The sequence below is a fragment of the Streptococcus sp. 714 genome, assembly GCF_013277115.1.
Lineage (GTDB): Bacteria > Bacillota > Bacilli > Lactobacillales > Streptococcaceae > Streptococcus.
Genome location: NZ_VMMH01000008.1, coordinates 1 through 18,481, shown reverse-complemented (window position 1 = coordinate 18,481; position 18,481 = coordinate 1). Strand labels below are relative to the sequence as shown.

Below are 18,481 nucleotides of genomic sequence, written 5' to 3'. Positions count from 1 at the left end.
TTTTAATTGAGAGATTTGATAAAAAATACATTCCCTATATAGGAATTATCTGTTACTTATCTCATTAGCATTTAGCAACTTGATATAATCCAGACCCCATTTCTCGACAGCATCTAACACAACTCTGAATTCCTTCCCCATTTCGGTTAAGCTGTACTCAACTCGTGGTGGAACTTCGGCATAGACCTTTCGTTGAACAATCTTATCCTTTTCTAATTGACGGAGATGACGGGTCAAAATAGTTTGAGTAATCCCAGGCAATAATCTCTGCAATTCTTTAAATCGTTTGGTACCTGTACTCAACTGATAAATGATTACCAGTGCCCATTTCCCCGTTAAAACCCTCTGCGTTGTCGCAAATGGACAAATACCATACTCACTCACTTTATTTGTCATAAAATATCTTCTTTCTATTTTTTTTTAAAAAAATTTATCTTTTAGTATCAATAAAAGTACTATTTTTGATACTAGCTATCAAAAAAGTGTCTACTTGTTTTTTTGTTTGTAACTGTTACAATTATATCATAAAAAAGAAATGGAGAATAGATATGTCAACAAACTTAGAAATTTTCAATGCTTATAACCAAGCTTTAATTGCTGGTGACTTTCCTGGTGTCTTTGAAACGATGGCAGACGATATTGTCTGGCATCAACCTGGTAATCATAGTCTATCTGGTTCAGTTGTTGGTAAGGACAAGCTAGGAACTCACCTGGCTACATTTGCTGAGAAAACTAATGGAACCTTTAAGGTGATAACAAATTGGGTTTCTGACAATAAGGATTTAATCGCAGCTAATGTTACTTTTCTTGGAACACGGACTGATGGTACTGAACTCAATATGAACGGGATTGACCTCTTCCGTATTGAAGACGGAAAAATCAAAGAAGTTTGGCTCTTCTCTTCAGATCAAGCTGAAGAAGATAGCTTTTGGGGATAATTTAAGAGGTCAGGACAAAAAATTTTGATTTTAGGAATTCTTTATTATAAATTTTTAAAATCGATAGATTAGAAAAAAGCGAACAAGACAGAATTCTGAGTGTCAGATAACTCGTTTTGTTCGCTTTTTATATTTAAGGTTAAACTTTTGTCCCAGACTCTTTTAATTTACTCTCCCAACTGGGCGCTGTAGGCGATAATCTGGTCAACTGTGTCTGATAAGAACTGAATAGTATCACGGAGTGGTTTATCTGTTGAAATATCAGCACCGATAATCATAGCTGACTCAAGTGGTGTCTTGCTACCACCTGATTTGAGAAGATTGAGCCAATCTTCAGCTCCAGTTTCTGAATGTTTAAGATGAAGGTAACCCGCAGTCGAGATGACTAGTCCTGCTGAGTAGGTGTAGCTATACAAGCCCATGTAATAGTGAGCTTGGCGCATCCAAGTCAAAGCTGCATCATCATCGATTTCAATGGCATCTCCCCAGAAATCCGTCAAGACTTCCTTCATAATACTGTTGAGTTTACTTGCTCCAAAGGTCTCCCCTTCTTCAATCAGTGTATACACCTTACGCTGGAAGGCAGCTTCCAAAAGGTGGGTAATAAAGTTATGGAAGTAGGTATCTGTCAAGCGGTGAGCAAGAGCGAAGCGTTTTTGACGTGGGTCGTCAGACTGGTGTTCCAAGTAATCACTGAGAAGCAATTCATTGAAAGTTGACGGTGCTTCGACATAGTAGGTCGACATGTGGGCGTTGAAGTAGCTTTGGTGATTGTCAGAAAAGATGAATTGACCAGAATGTCCGATTTCATGAATCAAGGTGTAGACATCGCTCAAACGGCCTGTCCAGCTCATAAGGACATATGGATGAACGCGATATGGATCCGCCGCATAACCACCAGAATCCTTGCCACTATTGGCAGCGAAGTCCACCCAGCGCTCTTCTTGGTAACGAGCAATTTCTTGACTGTATTCTTGACCCAATGGTGCGACTGATTTCATAACCAAATCATAGGCATCATCAATGCTAACCTCTGGATTAAGAGCACTGTCTAAGTCCAATTTCCAATCAGCAAAAGTCATCTTTTCAAGACCATTAACCTTAGCAACATGCTTGAGGTATCTCTGAGCAACGGGCGCAAAATCCTTCATGATGAGGTCAATCTGGCGGTCAAACATGGCACGGTCCACTTCTTGTTCAGCCAGGAGATAATCAAAGACTGAGTCGTAACCCTTCATATCTGCCAGTAGTTTTTCAGACTTGACTTGGGCTAGATAGGCTGCAGCAGCCGTATTTTGGTGCTTACGAAGTCCTTCTGAGAAGGAACGGAAGGATTTCTCACGAACCTCAGCATCCTCATGATTTTGGTAGAAATTTTCATAGGTCACAAAGCTGTTTTTGTAGGTCTTGCCATGGGCTTCAAAGTCAGCCATTTCAAAATCCCCAGCTCGCATCTTAGTGTAAATATCCTGCGGACTGTAGAAAACTTCACCGAGATTGGTCAAGGCCTTCTCCACATCAGCCCCTAGATAGTGGGCTTTTTTGATTTTGGCCTGACGAATGGCAGCTGTTAAATGTGGCAATTTACCCAAACGGTCCAAGACTTCCTCGTCCGCTGCCACCAAGGCATCGTCAAAGAAGGTCAAGGCTACACTGGCATCTGTTTCAAATTCCATCCCAGCTTGAGCAATGTTAGCAAATTCGTCATTGCTATAGTCTGTCGTCTGAGGCATAAAGCCATAGTTTCCAATATGGCTCATCTGAATGTAGATTTGTTCCAATTCCGCAAAGGCCTTCTCAAAATCCTCAAAAGTATGAAGATTACCCTTGTAGTCACGGCTAAATTGATTAATGTCTTCGCGAGCCTTCTCGATCGCACGTAAGAAATCCTCACGGTCTTGGTATAGGGCTGTTAAATCCCAAAGTTCCTTCTCTGGAAATTCTGAACGGTGTTTTTGTTCCATTTTCTTCCTCTTATTTCTCTAATTCTAATAAAACACTAAGGGCTGATAAGGCGTAAAGCGGTGCTGTTTCTGCTCTTAGAATGCGAGGACCAAGTCCTGCCAAAACAGCTCCTTTAGCTTCAAAACTTTCAATTTCTGCAGGTGACAGACCACCTTCTGGACCAAAAATAAAGAGCAATTTGGCGCCTTTTTCAAGACCAGCGACTGCTTGTAAGAGCGCAGCGCTTTCCCCTTCTTTGGCTGATTCTTCGTAAGCGACAACAATGCGGTCAAATTGGTCCAGTTGTGCTAGAAAATCTGCTTTTTTCTCAAAAAGCTGGATACTTGGAACAACATTACGCTTGCTTTGCTCTGCTGCTCCAAGGGCAATTTTTTCTAGTTTTTCAACCTTTTTACCCAATTTCTTGCCATCCCACTTGGCAACCGACCAGTCGGCAGGAAAGGCCCAGATTTGGCTAGCACCCAGTTCGGTTACTTTTTGAGCGATGAACTCCAGTTTGTCTCCCTTGGGAAATCCAGATGCGATGGTCACTTGGACTGGTAGTTCCACATTGTCAGCTAACTCTTCAACCAACTCAAACTGACGATTTTCAACATCCAAGACGCGCGCCAAGCGCTTAATCCCATCATCAAAGACCAAAGTCACCTCATCACCTTCTTTCAAGCGCATGACCTGAAACATATGCTTGCTGGTTTCCTTATCCTCGATGGTAACAGGAAAGACTGCACTACCTTTGACAAAATACTGTTGCATGCTAGCCTCCAATCACACCGGAAATATCCTTGGTTTTCTTAAAGACGCAGGCATTCCATTCCCCTTGAATCATGTGGGTTTCAAGGAAAAATCCAGCTGACTCAGCCGACTCGCGCACCATGTCCCACTTGTCCTTGATAATGCCACTCATGATGAGGTAGCCTTCATCCTTGACCAAACGATAGGCATCGTCTGTCAGATGAATGAGGATATCCGCCAAGATATTAGCCACGATGACATCTGCCTCAATCTCAACACCCTTAAGCAAATCTCCTGCTGCTACATGGATGTTTTCCATACCAGGGTTGAGTTCAATATTTTCCTGAGCGACTCGAACCGCCACATCATCTAGGTCATAGGCGAAAATTTCCTTAGCACCAAGCAGCGAGCTGGCAATAGAGAGAACCCCTGAGCCAGTCCCCACATCTAGCACCGTTTCGCCACCACGAAGAACCTGTTCCAAGGCAAAAAGGCTCATCTTGGTAGTTGGGTGGGTTCCTGTCCCGAAGGCCATACCAGGATCCAGCTTGATAATCTTTTCTCCAGCAGTTGCCTCATAGTCTGTCCAGGACGGTACGATGGTCAAATCATGAGTAATGCGAGCTGGTTCATAGTATTTCTTCCAGTTGTCTGCCCAGTCTTCCTCAGCCAAGGCAGTCGTCCCCATCTTGACCTCACCCAAATCCATAAAATCTGTCAATTCTGCTAGGCGAGCCTGCAAGTCCGCCTCAACCACTGCTACATCCACCGTTTCAGGGTAGTAGGCGGTCACAACGATTTCTTCTTGTTGCTCGACCTCTGGGAAAATTTCACCGAAGCGGTCGACATTTCCCACATAGTCCATGCTATCTTCAATTGCTACCCCTTGGGCACCTAACTCAATCAAGAGGTTGGAAACCAACTCCTCTCCCTCACGCTTCACTGTAACTTTTAACTCTTGCCATGTTTCCATCATTAAGATACCAAGCCCGTAAAACACAAAGCCAAAATAGGAAACTCTCTGAAGACGTTTGTATCTAAGAGAAGTTTATCTTTTTGGTACCGTGTTTAGGGCGGGTTCAGTTTAGAAATTTAACTGAACCATCCTTTCTAATCACTTACTTTTAAATAATCCCTCACCCTATCCTGCAACTGAGGTACAACTTGACTGGAACTAAGAAATTCCTCGACATTCATCAGCTGATAGCCCTGCCCTTCATCACCAAAGGTGATATTGTCAAACTGGTTCTGTGTTAACTGACCGACTAGAAATACAGATTGTTTATCCGCAAAAAGCATACTTGGATAAACCTTACTCCAAAGCAGACAATCTTCAGTTAGATGAATGCCCAGTTCTTCATAAACTTCACGCGCCACGCACTCAAAAGGACTTTCATCACCTTCACGTCCACCGCCTGGAAGTTCCCACATATTGGGCCAGGGAATGCTTGCCTTATCATCGCGTAAGATAGTCAGAAACTTATCCCCACAAAACAAAGCAATCTTACAGCCTGTGAAATCAGAAATCTCTATTTCCATATTAGACTCCTTCGGTTAATTCCTTTTCCAGCTCTGCTAACCAGTTCTCATAATAGCTTTTCTCGTCCCTCAACATGCGACTAGTATTCATTTTCTGCTTAGCAATCTTCATAGCCTTGCGAGTTTGAACTACATCTTTCTTTACCTTAAATTGATACCAAGCTTGAATGACCTGCATATCTGCTGTTTTTAGAGATAAAAAAGATTTGACTCCTCGAATACTTGCATATTCTTCCGCTTTCTTATTATCTCCTTCCATCAGAGCAATTTGAAGAAGGTATAATTGAGAACTAGTTTTAGACATTGGATTATCTGTTTTCTCTAGCACAGATTGCAACTGTTGCTTTGCAAGTTCTATATTATCATCCAATATGAATACCAACCCCTGAAGAGTCTGAACACTTTCTGCAAAACTCCCTCTCACATCCTCATCAACAGACATGGCAAAGTCTTTTAAATCATATTCTTGAGGAGCTAGCAAGGTCTGGGCAGAATGCCTCAACATCAGGTAGGCATATTTCGTATTTTCAGGGTGTTGTAGCAATTCCCAAATTTTTGCGCCATCAGTGATGCCGACTGGCAAAATGTTATTTAGGAAGAAAGATAAATTAAGAAAAATCCAAGTCCCTGCAAAATACCAGCTTCTTGTCAAAAATCCAAACACTATCGCCAATAATATCAAGCTGAGATGAACCATCAAGCCTCCTGAAAGCATCAGGATGATTCTTTGATCGCTTTCATCCTCTTTTAAACCAATGTATTGAGCACCAACACTTTTCAGAATGGCTGTTCTACTAAGATGAAACCTGCCTAACTTTTTGGTCAAAATAAAATGTCCTAATCCAAAAGCCACCAGACGATAGCCTGTCAAGTGACCACAAAAAGCATGTCCCAGCTCATGAAGAATAAAGATTAAATACATACTTAGAAGAGCGAAGGCATAACCAAAAGTAAAGACTAAAACTGCGGAATACCCTAACTCTGCAAATGCGATGGTTCCACAAGCAAAAGCCAGCATCATCACAAGAACAGACACTGTCTGAATCAAATACGTCACAATTTTTTTCATAAACTCTCCCCATAATCCCTAATATCTTGGATAAGGATAAAACTCTCCCTCTTCCAAGCCAACTTTTCCTTCTTCAAAGACTTCTTGGTTCCATTCCATGACGAATTCTTCTGCTTCTGGGTCTTCCAAAAAGTCCATAAGGGCATCTAGTCCAACCTCGGCAGTATCTTTAAGGAAAAGAGCAAAATAAGCTAAAAATTCGCGAGAAAATCCTTTTTTAGGCAGGTAAGGAATGACCGTCAAATAGTCTTCCTCATTGACGGTTGACTTGGCAGGATTGTAAAAAAGCACTGCTTCTTCAAAGAGGATATCATCTGACGAAACCTCTCCGTCCTCGTCCACCATCTCCACACCTGTAGCGTTTTGTGCTTCCAATAGAAAACTCACTTCAACCGCGTGGTTACGCTTGTCCCAACTAATCTCAAAGTCAAAGGGAAAGTTCTTCTCCAATTCTGCCTCTAAAACATCTAAAAATCCATATGTTGCCATTTTGTCCTCTTTCCTATGCGACTCTTAAATCGCCCCGATTGCTCGGAAATATGCTAAAATAGATACTACCATCTTACCACATATACATCAGAAAATCCACGTTAGAAAGGACTGCTATGCCAGACAATCTCGCGCTTCGCATGCGCCCTAAAACCATCGATCAGGTCATTGGTCAGGAACATCTGGTCGGACAAGGAAAAATCATCCGCCGCATGGTGGAAGCCAACCGCCTGTCCTCCATGATTCTCTATGGCCCTCCTGGAATCGGCAAGACCAGCATTGCCTCTGCCATCGCAGGGACGACCAAGTATGCCTTTCGAACTTTCAATGCGACAGTAGATAGTAAAAAAAGACTCCAAGAAATAGCTGAAGAGGCGAAATTCTCTGGTGGTCTCGTCCTATTACTAGACGAGATTCATAGACTAGATAAAACCAAGCAAGATTTCCTCTTGCCTCTCTTGGAAAGTGGTCTGGTCATCATGATTGGCGCTACGACTGAAAATCCTTTCTTTTCTGTCACTCCTGCCATTCGCAGTCGTGTTCAGATTTTTGAGTTGGAACCTCTGTCTAACCAAGACGTCAAAGAGGCCCTGCAGATAGCTCTAAGTAATCCTGAGCGTGGTTTTGATTTTCCAGTAGAACTAGATGAGGATGCGCTGGATTTCATTGCGACCTCTACAAACGGAGACCTTCGTTCTGCCTTTAACTCGCTGGACCTGGCTGTTCTCTCTACCCCTGAGAATGACGAGGGCATTCGCCATATCACCCTAGACATCATGGAAAATAGTCTTCAGAGAAGCTACATCACTATGGACAAGGATGGAGACGGTCACTATGATGTTCTATCTGCCTTGCAAAAGTCTATCCGTGGCTCGGATGTGGATGCCAGTCTCCACTATGCTGCCCGCTTGATTGAGGCTGGTGATTTGCCTAGTCTCGCTCGTCGCTTGACCGTTATCGCCTATGAAGATATCGGCTTGGCCAATCCTGAAGCCCAGATTCACACCGTGACTGCTCTGGATGCTGCCCAAAAGATTGGTTTCCCCGAAGCTCGCATTCTCATTGCTAATGTCGTGATTGATTTGGCCCTTTCTCCAAAATCCAACTCAGCCTATGTGGCTATGGATAAGGCCCTTGCTGACCTCAAAACATCAGGGCACTTGCCTATTCCGCGCCACCTGCGTGATGGTCACTACAGCGGAAGCAAGGAACTGGGAAATGCTCAAGACTATCTCTATCCACACAACTATCCTGGAAATTGGGTCAATCAAGACTATCTGCCAGAAAAAATTCGCAATCATCACTATTTCCAAGCAGAAGATACTGGTAAATATGAACGGGCTTTGGCTCAAAGAAAGGAAGCCATCGACCGTTTGCGAAAAATCTGAAATCCTTTTCAAAAAATTGCACTTTCCTCTTGATTTTTTTTGAAAAAGTGGTATCATATAAACATAGAAACGCTGTGGTGTACGACTTCACACTTAAGTGTTGACCGACTATTTTTTGTATTATTAGGGAAACAAAAGTCTTCTAACAGCATGTAGGCCGTCTCACACGGAAACAGCTTCAGTTAGAGCGAGTTGCCCACCTGCTTAATTGCGCGGGTTCAATACAAACCGTGAAGTTTCGGCACCAATACAGCTTTTTTCTTTGCCTCCTTAGCTCAGCTGGCAGAGCAGCGGACTCTTAATCCGTGGGTCACAGGTTCGATCCCTGTAGGGGGCATCTAAATACAACAGGAAAAAGCCTTGTAAATCAAGGCTTTTTTTGCTTGTCTATAACTGATTTACCCCATCATTTGTCCCACATTTTAAATCTATCTTTTCTTTTTGAATCAAATTACATCTTTACAAATAGTGTAAAGCCAGTTACTTTTGCTTTGATGCCATACAATATTTTCATGTAGAGAAGACAAATTTTATCTTCTCTTTTTATTTTCAAAATGATAAAAACTGAAACTTCCAAATTGTTTATTTATTTTATTGACATTTTCTATAAAAATAAGTATAATAGTTTTATTATCAGACTATGCTATATAGGGGGTATTGAAATGAAATTTTCTAATCGTTTACTGCTATTCCTTGCAGGAGTTGTTTTTGTCCTTTTAGGACTTTTCCTATTTACACACCCAGTAGCTAATCTTGTTGCTTACAGCTGGTGGATTGCATTTGATTTACTGGTTTCTTCTATAGCAGCTCTTTTAGGCTATTTCTCTGCACCAAAAGAGCTTCGCTCACCTGTTTATCTTTTCCAAGGGTTTGTTAGTCTTCTCTTAGCTCTTTACCTCGTTGCTTATGGCTTTGTGACCCTGCCGGTCGTCATTCCAACTATTTTAGGAATTTGGTTAATTGTAGAAGCCATTATAGTTTTCTTTAAAGGCAATCGTCTGGGATTGATTTTCCCTATTATTGGCAACCATATCATGTGGGTAGCCTTGCTTGTATTTTTACTAGGTCTAGTGATTCTGTTCAATCCAGTGGCTACAGGTGTCTTTGTCGTTTATGTCATTGCCTTTTCATTTTTAGTTACTGGCTTCACCTACATTATTGAGGCCTTTCGTAAATAATCTAGTTGCCATTTTGGGCATATTAAAATAGCTGGGAAGTTACATTCTCAGCTTTTTCTGTTGCCTCCTTAGCTCAGTTGGTAGAGCAGTAGACTCTTAAGCTATGGGGCGCAGGTTCGAGCCCTGCAGGGGGCACATCTAAATCAACAGAAATAAGCCTTGAAACCAAGGCTTTTTTTAACGTCTAATAGCTTTTTGTAGAAAAGTATTTAAAAATAAAAGAGAAGAGAATCTCTCACTCTCTTCTCAGTATATCTTATTAAATTTAGTTTTTCTTAATCTAGCTGATTTTCCTTTGCAACGACAAATTCCTTAACCAATCGATAGATAACAGCAAATATCGGTGTAAAGAATATCATCCCAAGTAAGCCAAAGAGATTGCCTCCAATACTAGCAGCCGCAAGCGTGAAAATAGCTGGCAAACCAATAGATTGACCTACAACTCTAGGATAAATAAGGTTTCCTTCAATCAGCTGTATAACTTGATATAGAAGAAGAGAAAGTAAGGCTTGAGTAGGACTCACTGTGAAGATAAAAATCGCTCCCACAACACAAGCAATCATAGGCCCTACATAAGGAATGAACGATAGCACTCCTGCAAATATACCTGTCATTACCCCATAAGGTAGTCCAAACAGGCTGTAGCCAACCGCTATCATAACTCCTATGATGACTGCTTCAATCAGCTGACTCATCAAAAATTGGTCATAAGTCTCTAGTGCTACTTGTCCAATGTAAGTTAACTTTGTCACCACTTTCTCTGGAAATATAACTTTTAGAAGTCTACTCGTCATCGCTGCCAGATGTTCCTTACTGGATAAAAATAAAAAGGTAAATACTATAATCAGAAAGGCATTCATTATACTTGAAAAAATATTTCCTATATTACTAGTCAGACCGGATAAGAAGGTTATCAAAGCTTGACTAATAGAGCTAGACTGTCCCTGAATTCCTGATACGATAGTTGACAGCATGTCTTTGGTTACAAATTCCGAGCTGTCTAGCAATTTCCCAAGTTGAGTCAGGACTGTTGAAAGGACTGCTCCCAGCTGACTAATAGTCTGAGCAAGGGTTGGAAGCACCAAAACCAAAAGACAGATCACGATTAAGATAAGAGATAGGAAAACAAGCACCATAGCAATCGGACGGCGCAACCCTGCCTTTACCTTCATTTTAACTAGGAATTCTTCAATTTTTTTCATGGGAACATTGAGCACAAAAGCAATGACAGCACCATAAATCAAGGTAGAAGTTACTTCAAAGAGAGATACTGCCCCTGATATAAAGCTTGATGCATTCAGAATTACAAGAGTAACCAGCCCTATAAAAAGTATTAATGGGGTGTATTTTTTTACTAAATTCATAAATTCTCCTTAATAAACATGTTTAGATACGACTATACTATTTGGTTTTTCAAACTCTCGGTCAAGGTAAGCTTGGTAAGTTCCTGGTGCGATAAATCCTTTGGGTGAGAGGATATCGGTGCCAGCCTGACCGACTATGGTATCAGCCAAGAGCACACAGTTTGTAGATAAGACAAAGTAGGATTTAAACTTAGATTTGATAAATTTATAAAGTTCCCCATCTGTCTCATGTCTGATTTTATAAGCGTAGGTGTAGTCTTCCTTACCATCACCTGTCATGATTTTATCTGCACTTGGCTCCCATGGAATCGTCAGTTGTTTCAATTCAGCCAACTTTTTCTGAACTGCTTTTTCCATTTCAGGCGTCAAATCTATCCCATAACCAAAAAGCGTTTTTTGACTCTCACGTTTACATAGGTCAATGTACTTGTCACGATCACAGAAATATAAGACACCATCTCCTACCATGCCAAATAAGGTCTCAGAAGACGGATCATAGTTGCCATAAGAAATAACACGGCCTTGATAGCAGATATCCACATGACCAATTGCCGAAAACAGAGAGGTCTCAGCTGTATGAACAAAAATTTCAAGCTCCGCTGTCTTACCAGACTTCACCATTCCAAGATGGATATCCTCTCTCTCATCAGCATTTTCCTGCATGAATTTGTTGATTTTTGCTAAAGTTCTTGCAGGGATGAGAGCGGCTAGGACAATAGGTAAGCTAATTCTAATACGACGTTTGAGATGGTTTTTCCCAATTTCCCCTTCAAATAAGAAACCGTCACGGATATTGGACAGACCATAAAGGAAAAAATAAGCCCCTAATACAAAGAGTTGAAAGACAGAATTTCCTGTAGAGGACAAAAGACTAGTCCCACCAAGAAAAACTAGTACGAGTCCATCTAGTAAGAGACGAAAACGAGGTCGAATTTTGTTTTTGCGGTAGAGAACATAGGTGACAAGGTTAATACTAGCATGAAAAATCTGATAAACTCCAATCACAAGAGCCAAAATATAAATCGGCACATCCGTCGCAAGATTGGAGCCAAGCAAATATCCCAGCACTAACAATTTAACCAGTGCAACTCCCAAGGTGTCCGTTGACTGACTTTTTTTGAAAATACGTAATACTAAATCTAAGACCGTTGCTATCCAAGCTAAAAACAGAACCAGTCGAATAACCTTTACTGGCAACCAAGTCCCCGTGACCATCAAGATGAGACCTAGCAGAACAAACAAGAACCCCTGAGCAAGTAATTTCTTACCTGTCAGACCTAAAGATAGAATTTTCGCCATATAAAAACCTTTCAACAATAAAAATTAAACACTCCGATTAAACTGACTAGTAAATAGCCAACACTACAAACAGCCTGTGCCAGCAACATATGGTGACTAGAAATGACTGTAGTAATGTCACCATCTTGTCTTATGCACTTCTAAAATTTGTTATATTGATTAGAAGCCAGAGCTTATAAAAACTAGCTAAACTCGAGAGATAGACACAATTGCGACGAAAAAATGTATAACCAATTCAACTTGTTAAGGTAAGAAAGCATTATTTCCAATCTATTAATTATTCATCTATTACCTATTATGACACAATATTCCCTATAGTTCAACTTTTTACTTGTTTTTATATTACACGGACTAAAAAGTTTTCAACAGTTGATTGCATTTGTTTTAATAAGTTTTAACCTTTCTTGGTTAGATAAAAAAAGAACCATACAGTTTAGAATCTGTATGGTTTTTGCCCCACTTTTGTCCCATTTTTAAATCATGACATTGAAAATACCTAAAATCACTTATATTTCAATATTTTTAATTGCTCTCAATATGAAAGTCCTTTCCAAATCCCTGTAGGGGGCATCTAAATACAACAGGAAAAAGCCTTGATTTACAAGGCATTTTTGTGTAGTCTTAGCACTAAAAAACGATAGAAAAAACACCCCTTCTGAACTGCACCCCAAAAGTTAGACAGAAAAAACCTAACTTTTGTGGCGCAGTTCATTCGCGTCACATGAAGTTATTTAAGCATCTCCTTCTCTTTCATTATCATTTTCTGTTATAATAAATTGTACTTCTAAAATAGAAAGGTATTAAGATGACAACTCTCATTAAACATAAACGTGTAGAATTTTCAGAACTTTTTTATGACCTAGTTTTTGTTTTTGCAATTTCAAAAGTAACTACTTTAATCGACCATCTTCATAACGGTATTTTGACTTGGAATTCTTTCCTTGATTTTTTCATTGCTATTTTGTTTCTCATCGATTCCTGGATGATTCAAACCGATTATACCAATCGCTATGGAAAGAACTCTTTATTTAACATAGTAATCATGTTTATCAAAATGGGACTTTTACTCTTTATAGCCAATATGATTGGACCTGATTGGCAACAATATTTTCATTATCTCTGTTGGGCTATTGGTACATTAACCCTTACCTTATTTTTTCAATATTTGGTTGAATTTTTTAGAAAATCAACCGATAATGTTCATAGGGAAAGTATCAAAGGTTTTCTATGGATAACAGGTCTACGAAGTTTAGAAATCTATCTAGCAGCTCTTCTTCCTATTTACATTGGAGTCTATATCCTTTATGCTAGTATTCTGCTAACATTTATTACGCCAAGTATCTTGCTTAATAAAGATAAGCATTACCAGGTAAATCTCCCCCATTTAATCGAGCGCATCTCCCTTCTTGTCATTATTACGTTTGGAGAGATGATTACGAATCTAGCTAACTTCTTTACAATCGAGAATTTCTCGATTTATTCGGTTCTTTATTTCATTATTATGATTTCTCTGTTCTTGTTTTATTTTGGTCAATTCGACCATGCTATTGATGAAAAATCTAATCAAAAGGGACTATTTCTAATTTACAGTCACTATCCTATTTTCATTGGACTTATGATGCTGACTGTATCGATGAGTTTTCTTCAGAATCCTGAAGCTAATCGTCTCTTTGCAACCAGCTTCTCTTATATCGGATTTGGCCTCTTTCAAGCTGCTGTCCTAGTAAATGGGCCCTATAACAAACACTATCTTCGCTATTCGAAAAGTTACTACTGTGTCCAAGCGACACTCTATCTGGCTGCCTTTATTCTCTCTTTAATCTTTGCTTCTAATCCTATAATAGTAGTGAGTATAACAACCATTTTAGCTCTAGCTACAGCCATTCATTTTATTTATTTTTATATGACACAGAATAAAAAATATTCCAAATCTAACTGGGAGTTATTTTAATGAGTTTATAACATAAAAAAAGCTTTGGTAACCAAGGCTTTTTTTTCATTAATTTGTTTTTCCATTTTATCCTCCAATTTGATCTCGCACTGACATTTATTTATAACAAAACTATATATCTAGAATAGCATAATCATTAGGTATTATAGGTTTTCAAACCAAATACGAGTCATTCGTTTTTGCCCCACTTTTGCCCCATTTTTAAATCCTGACATTGAAAACACCTAAAAGTATTTCCCTAAAATCAGCTATATTTCAACATTTTTGTTTATTTTCAATATGAAAAGTTCTTACAAATCCATGTAGGGGGCATCTACATACAACAGGAAAAGCCTTGGAATCAAGGTTTTTTTCGTATCTTCTACAAAAAAAGCAAGAGTTTTAGAGGACTATGACTCTAGATGTACATTTTACTTAAATGACTGAAGGTCTTTTCTTAATAAAAACACCCCAAAAATTAGATTTTTTCTGTCTAACTTTTGAGGTACAGTTCAAAACGCGAAATAGCATTTTTTATTTTAGGTTACTAATCTAATCGAATAAACATCATGGCATTTAACAAAGATATGAGTGAGACCGTGTTTATATTATTTGAATAGATCAGTCTCTTATTTTCAATCGGAGGAATAATAAAATTAGAAATGATGATATCATAAGGCGATTCTTCTAAAGATTCCTTTGATAATTCTAATTCAGTCCAAACTTCAAGTTCAAAATTGTTGCTGCAATAATAAGAAAGTGTCTCTGCAACGGATTTTGCATGATACTGATCAAAATTACTCATAACCAGAACCTTCAGCTTTGGCTGATTTTGTAGTAGATTAAGCACCAAATGTTTGGTATGAGTGATGAAGGTATAAGATAGATGATTAACCATCATTAAACTAGAACAAACCTCAAGAGTCTCTAAATAATGAGAAAGCTCTTTTTTTACATCTGAAACAAATTTAGGGAAAATATTTTGAAAATTCCTGATTGTATTCCCTTTTTGATCAAATAAAATAAACTCAGTGGACAACTCCTGACGATACAGATGTGCAGTATTATGCAGATGCCAAATCAGATTATCCTTATTCTCAATCTCAATCTGATACTTGACTGAAATCTGATCAATAAAATCACTCAATAGATGGTAAGATTTTTCAACATAGCTATCCTTTTTTACGCATTTCATAAAGAGACTTTCATCTATGAAAAACATTTTTTGAAAGTAAGACACAAATAATTGGCAAACAACTTCTTCATCTAAAGAGATACTGTATTCTGATTCAAAACTCTGAGCAACACCTTCTATTCCTTCTGCCTGCATTAAAAAATCCAAACTTTGATCGTTAAAAGAGTCTTTCTCTACTTCCATGAAATGACCAAACTTTATTCTATATAGGTTCGTAACTAGGAGCAACTTTAGCATTCTATGAGTTGACAAATTCATTGGAAAGCTTGTTTCCTTATAAACCAATTCTAACAATTGAGATAGGGGCTCTGATGAAAAATTTTCAAATGGCCATTCTAGGAAATAATATTTTTCTGAAAAATATTGTGCAAAAAAGTAACGAATGTCTCTCTCATTTCCAATGATTTGAACAGGGGTCAGACTGATTTCAAATTGAAATTGCTTTTTAATCACTTTATTGATTTGGCTAATAATACGATAGAGCGAAGATGAACTGATATAAAATTCTTTACAAATACTCTCAGCTTGACACCCTTCATTAAAGAAGATAAATTCTAAAATCGAAAAATGGGTTGAATGCTTAAAGAAATGATGGTAAACCATTTCAATATCACTATCATCGGTATTAATAATGCGTATACCATTAGTAGAAGAATGAAAAATCAAGTCAGGAAAAGAAGATTTAACATGGGATAGATCATCTTTGACTGCACGTTCTGTACAATTTAATAACTCTGCTAGTTCAGAACGATGAAACCATCGTTTATGTTCAAATAATAATTCTAATTGCCTATGACTTTTTTTAGATAATAAATCTCTCATGAATGTCTTTCTATCTTTATAAATTATCGGATTAAACCTCTTGCAATTATACCACAATGAATAGGTATAGCATGCTATAACGACTTTTCCTAAAATCTTTTATTTCGTATAATAACACTACAGAAACAATATATAAACAATTTTCTTATTTTACCGTCTATTGAGGGCGTGAATACAGAATCAAATTCAAGTCGAAAGATTATATTTTTAATTTTAAAAATTATATAATAGCAACAATCAAAGAATTTGATTTTTTTATATTAAAATTACATAATAATCAAAATAATTGATTATTTTATATCAAAATTATATAATAGAAATAATCAAAGGAATTGATTTATTTTTTGATATTAAAATAAAAAAGGAGGGTAAGCAATATTGTGGTCAATCATTGCTGGAGGTCTTATTGGACTTGTAGCAGGTAGAATCACTAAAAAAGGTAGTCCTATGGGAATCGTCGCAAATGTATTCGCTGGTTTAATCGGGTCATCTGTAGGACAATCCCTTTTAGGTAGTTGGGGCCCATCCATCGCTGGAATGGCTTTGATCCCATCTATTGCAGGAGCAGCAATTGTTGTTACTGTAGTATCATTCTTTACAGGTAAAAAATAATTACTTGTAGAATAAACTATTTTTAAATAGATTAGACGGGTAAAAATAGTTTAAATGTTAAATCGAAAGGATTGTATATGTCAAAAGCAAAGAAAATATGTTTCATTATTTTCTGTATTTTAATCTTGACAATTTTCCTTCCTGTTTTGATAGATTATCATCAAGTTAGTGATCTAGGCATTCAGCTATTTAGCTGGAGACAGAATCATTTCGTTGAATTTTATCTCTCTAGATATATATTCTGGGGGATAGTGGCTCTATCAACTTTAGTTTTGTTATCGATGTTAGTTGTGTTGTTTTATCCTAAACGTTATTTGGAAATTCAACTTGAAACTAAAAACGATACATTGAAATTAAAGAATTCAGCAATCGAAGGTTTTGTTAGAAGTTTGGTGAGTGATCATGGATTGATCAAGAACCCAACTGTTCATGTAAATTTACGAAAAAATAAATGTTTCGTTCATGTAGAAGGTAAAATTCTTCCTTCGGACAACATCGCTGACAGATGCCAACTAATTCAAAATGAAATAGCTAATGGATTAAAGCAATTCTTTGGTATTGAGCGTCAGGTGAAATTGGACGTCTTGGTAAAAGACTATCAGCCACAGCCTAAAGCTCAAAAGAAAAAAACTGCTAGTCGTGTAAAGTAAGGAAGTAAAAATGGAATGGCTTAAACAATATCGATATCCAATAATCGCAGGTCTCATAGGCGTATTTCTCGCTTGTTTGATTATCTCCTTTGGCTTCTTCAAAACAATATTTGTATTGATTTTAGGAGCACTGGGAGTTGCAGCTGGATTATATATCGAAAAAAACTATATAGATAAATAAAAATTACTAATTTAATTAAAGGAGTTTCATATGTCAAACGAAAAAAACATTAACACTAACGTAGAAAAGAAAGATGCTACTGCTGTAGCTCACGAAATCAAAGGAGAACTTACTTACGAAGATAAAGTTATCCAAAAAATCATTGGCCTGTCACTAGAAAACGTTTCAGGTCTTTTGGGAATCGACGGTGGTTTCTTCTCAAATCTTAAAGAAAAAATCGTTAACAGCGATGACGTAACAAGTGGTGTTAACGTAGAAGTTGGTAAAACACAAGTTGCAGTTGACTTAAACATTATTGCTGAGTACCAAAAAAATGTTCCAGCTTTATATTCAGAAATCAGAGAAATCGTATCTTCAGAAGTTGCTAAAATGACTGACTTGGAAGTTGTTGAAATCAACGTAAACGTTGTCGACATCAAAACTAAAGAACAACATGAAGCAGACTCAGTAAGCCTTCAAGATCGCGTATCTGACGTTGCTGAATCAACAGGAGAATTCGCTTCAGAACAATTCGAAAAAGCTAAATCTGGTCTTGGATCTGGTTTCTCAACTGTTCAAGAAAAAGTTAGCGAAGGTGTAGAAGCTGTTAAAGGTGCAGCAACTGGTGTAGTATCTCACGAAAAAACTCGTGTAAACTAAGATAAAATAAATATAACAGGAGAAATTATCATGTCAGTAGAAGAAAAATTAAATCAAGCTAAAGGTTCTATTAAAGAAGGTGTTGGGAAAGCCATCGGTGATGAAAAAATGGAAAAAGAAGGAGCAGCTGAAAAAGTTGTTTCTAAAGTAAAAGAAGTTGCTGAAGATGCCAAAGACGCTGTAGAAGGTGCTATCGAAGGTGTTAAAAACATGTTGAGTGGCGACAATAAATAAGGCTAAAAATTACTTTATCTTTTTAGTAACATTAGTCAAAAGAGTCTGAGTCAAGATGATTCTCAGAAACAAAAAGCTAGAGATTTCCAATTGCGGAACTGTACTGACCCCCAAAAGTTGGACAAATAATTTATTCAAAGGATTTAGTTCTGTATTGCACAGGACTAAGTCCTTTTAGTTTGACTTTAATTCTTTTATTGTTGTAGTAATTGATATAGTCTACAATGGCTTGTTCCAATTGCTTAAGCGACTGAAAC

General features: G+C 38.0%; 20 protein-coding genes and 2 tRNA genes. 11 read left to right on the top strand and 11 right to left on the bottom strand.

The genetic code is table 11. The annotated features are described in order from the left end of the window. Positions 1-45 precede the first annotated feature (45 nt). Positions 46-396 (bottom strand): helix-turn-helix domain-containing protein, encoded by a 351-nt coding sequence (locus tag HT718_RS02910; RefSeq protein WP_173267179.1) that lies wholly within the window; start codon positions 394-396, stop codon positions 46-48. Positions 397-548: 152 nt separating this feature from the next. On the opposite strand from HT718_RS02910, the gene HT718_RS02905 reads away from it, so the two are divergent. Then, on the top strand, positions 549-938 hold the full coding sequence (locus HT718_RS02905; RefSeq protein ID WP_173267174.1) for a nuclear transport factor 2 family protein: 390 nt from the start codon (positions 549-551) through the stop codon (positions 936-938). Positions 939-1,105: 167 nt separating this feature from the next. On the opposite strand, the gene pepF is transcribed toward HT718_RS02905, so the two are convergent. The 6 genes from pepF to HT718_RS02875 form a co-directional block, all read right to left on the bottom strand. Then, on the bottom strand, positions 1,106-2,902 hold the full coding sequence (pepF, locus tag HT718_RS02900; protein WP_173267171.1) for an oligoendopeptidase F: 1,797 nt from the start codon (positions 2,900-2,902) through the stop codon (positions 1,106-1,108). 10 nt (positions 2,903-2,912) lie between these two features. Continuing rightward, positions 2,913-3,656 (bottom strand): 16S rRNA (uracil(1498)-N(3))-methyltransferase, encoded by a 744-nt coding sequence (locus HT718_RS02895; protein ID WP_173267168.1) that lies wholly within the window; start codon positions 3,654-3,656, stop codon positions 2,913-2,915. Position 3,657: 1 nt separating this feature from the next. Further along, complete coding sequence (gene prmA, locus HT718_RS02890) at positions 3,658-4,608, bottom strand: 50S ribosomal protein L11 methyltransferase (RefSeq protein WP_261087488.1); 951 nt, start codon at positions 4,606-4,608, stop codon at positions 3,658-3,660. 137 nt (positions 4,609-4,745) lie between these two features. Then, the gene (locus HT718_RS02885; protein WP_173267161.1) at positions 4,746-5,174 is read right to left on the bottom strand and encodes an NUDIX hydrolase; all 429 of its coding nucleotides are present in this window, start codon (positions 5,172-5,174) and stop codon (positions 4,746-4,748) included. Between the two features lies 1 nt (position 5,175). Next, complete coding sequence (locus HT718_RS02880; RefSeq protein ID WP_173267158.1) at positions 5,176-6,243, bottom strand: M50 family metallopeptidase; 1,068 nt, start codon at positions 6,241-6,243, stop codon at positions 5,176-5,178. Between the two features lie 18 nt (positions 6,244-6,261). Continuing rightward, a complete protein-coding gene (locus HT718_RS02875; protein WP_173267155.1) occupies positions 6,262-6,732 on the bottom strand; it encodes a DUF3013 family protein in 471 nt (156 codons plus the stop codon). A gap of 116 nt (positions 6,733-6,848) precedes the next feature. Between HT718_RS02875 and HT718_RS02870 the strand changes: the two genes are divergently transcribed. The 4 genes from HT718_RS02870 to HT718_RS02855 all read left to right on the top strand — a co-directional run bounded on the left by HT718_RS02870 (position 6,849) and on the right by HT718_RS02855 (position 9,433). After that, positions 6,849-8,120: a replication-associated recombination protein A gene (locus HT718_RS02870; protein ID WP_173267138.1), complete on the top strand. Its 1,272-nt coding sequence runs from the start codon at positions 6,849-6,851 to the stop codon at positions 8,118-8,120. A gap of 264 nt (positions 8,121-8,384) precedes the next feature. Then, a tRNA-Lys gene (locus HT718_RS02865) sits at positions 8,385-8,457 on the top strand. A gap of 325 nt (positions 8,458-8,782) precedes the next feature. Beyond that, positions 8,783-9,298: a DUF308 domain-containing protein gene (locus HT718_RS02860; RefSeq protein WP_000672738.1), complete on the top strand. Its 516-nt coding sequence runs from the start codon at positions 8,783-8,785 to the stop codon at positions 9,296-9,298. 62 nt (positions 9,299-9,360) lie between these two features. Further along, positions 9,361-9,433, top strand: a tRNA-Lys gene (locus tag HT718_RS02855). Positions 9,434-9,573: 140 nt separating this feature from the next. Here HT718_RS02855 and HT718_RS02850 read toward each other — a convergent pair. Then, positions 9,574-10,662, bottom strand: coding sequence for an AI-2E family transporter (locus HT718_RS02850; RefSeq protein ID WP_001055024.1), 1,089 nt, complete (start codon positions 10,660-10,662; stop codon positions 9,574-9,576). Between the two features lie 9 nt (positions 10,663-10,671). Next, positions 10,672-11,961 carry a membrane protein gene (locus HT718_RS02845; protein ID WP_001062781.1) on the bottom strand — a complete coding sequence of 430 codons (1,290 nt, stop codon included), beginning with the start codon at positions 11,959-11,961 and terminating at the stop codon, positions 10,672-10,674. A gap of 805 nt (positions 11,962-12,766) precedes the next feature. On the opposite strand from HT718_RS02845, the gene HT718_RS02840 reads away from it, so the two are divergent. Next, positions 12,767-13,912: a low temperature requirement protein A gene (locus tag HT718_RS02840; protein ID WP_060805789.1), complete on the top strand. Its 1,146-nt coding sequence runs from the start codon at positions 12,767-12,769 to the stop codon at positions 13,910-13,912. A gap of 526 nt (positions 13,913-14,438) precedes the next feature. Here HT718_RS02840 and mgaSpn read toward each other — a convergent pair. Next, positions 14,439-15,908, bottom strand: coding sequence for a virulence factor transcriptional regulator MgaSpn (gene mgaSpn, locus HT718_RS02835; RefSeq protein WP_060805790.1), 1,470 nt, complete (start codon positions 15,906-15,908; stop codon positions 14,439-14,441). Between the two features lie 375 nt (positions 15,909-16,283). Here mgaSpn and HT718_RS02830 point away from each other — a divergent pair, with 375 nt between their 5' ends. The 5 genes from HT718_RS02830 (at position 16,284) to HT718_RS02810 (ending at position 18,224) form a co-directional block, all read left to right on the top strand. Continuing rightward, positions 16,284-16,520, top strand: coding sequence for a GlsB/YeaQ/YmgE family stress response membrane protein (locus HT718_RS02830; protein WP_031240425.1), 237 nt, complete (start codon positions 16,284-16,286; stop codon positions 16,518-16,520). Positions 16,521-16,597: 77 nt separating this feature from the next. Beyond that, on the top strand, positions 16,598-17,170 hold the full coding sequence (gene amaP, locus HT718_RS02825; RefSeq protein ID WP_000030219.1) for an alkaline shock response membrane anchor protein AmaP: 573 nt from the start codon (positions 16,598-16,600) through the stop codon (positions 17,168-17,170). A 10-nt stretch (positions 17,171-17,180) separates the two neighbouring features. Next, entirely contained in the window at positions 17,181-17,351 is a 171-nt protein-coding gene (locus tag HT718_RS02820) for a DUF2273 domain-containing protein (protein WP_000455064.1), read from the top strand. Between the two features lie 30 nt (positions 17,352-17,381). Continuing rightward, the gene (locus HT718_RS02815) at positions 17,382-17,990 is read left to right on the top strand and encodes an Asp23/Gls24 family envelope stress response protein (protein ID WP_000064110.1); all 609 of its coding nucleotides are present in this window, start codon (positions 17,382-17,384) and stop codon (positions 17,988-17,990) included. 30 nt (positions 17,991-18,020) lie between these two features. Next, the gene (locus HT718_RS02810; protein WP_004262234.1) at positions 18,021-18,224 is read left to right on the top strand and encodes a CsbD family protein; all 204 of its coding nucleotides are present in this window, start codon (positions 18,021-18,023) and stop codon (positions 18,222-18,224) included. 130 nt (positions 18,225-18,354) lie between these two features. On the opposite strand, the gene HT718_RS02805 is transcribed toward HT718_RS02810, so the two are convergent. Continuing rightward, on the bottom strand, positions 18,355-18,481 hold a 127-nt coding region (locus HT718_RS02805; protein ID WP_173267135.1), incomplete at its 5' end, for an IS3 family transposase.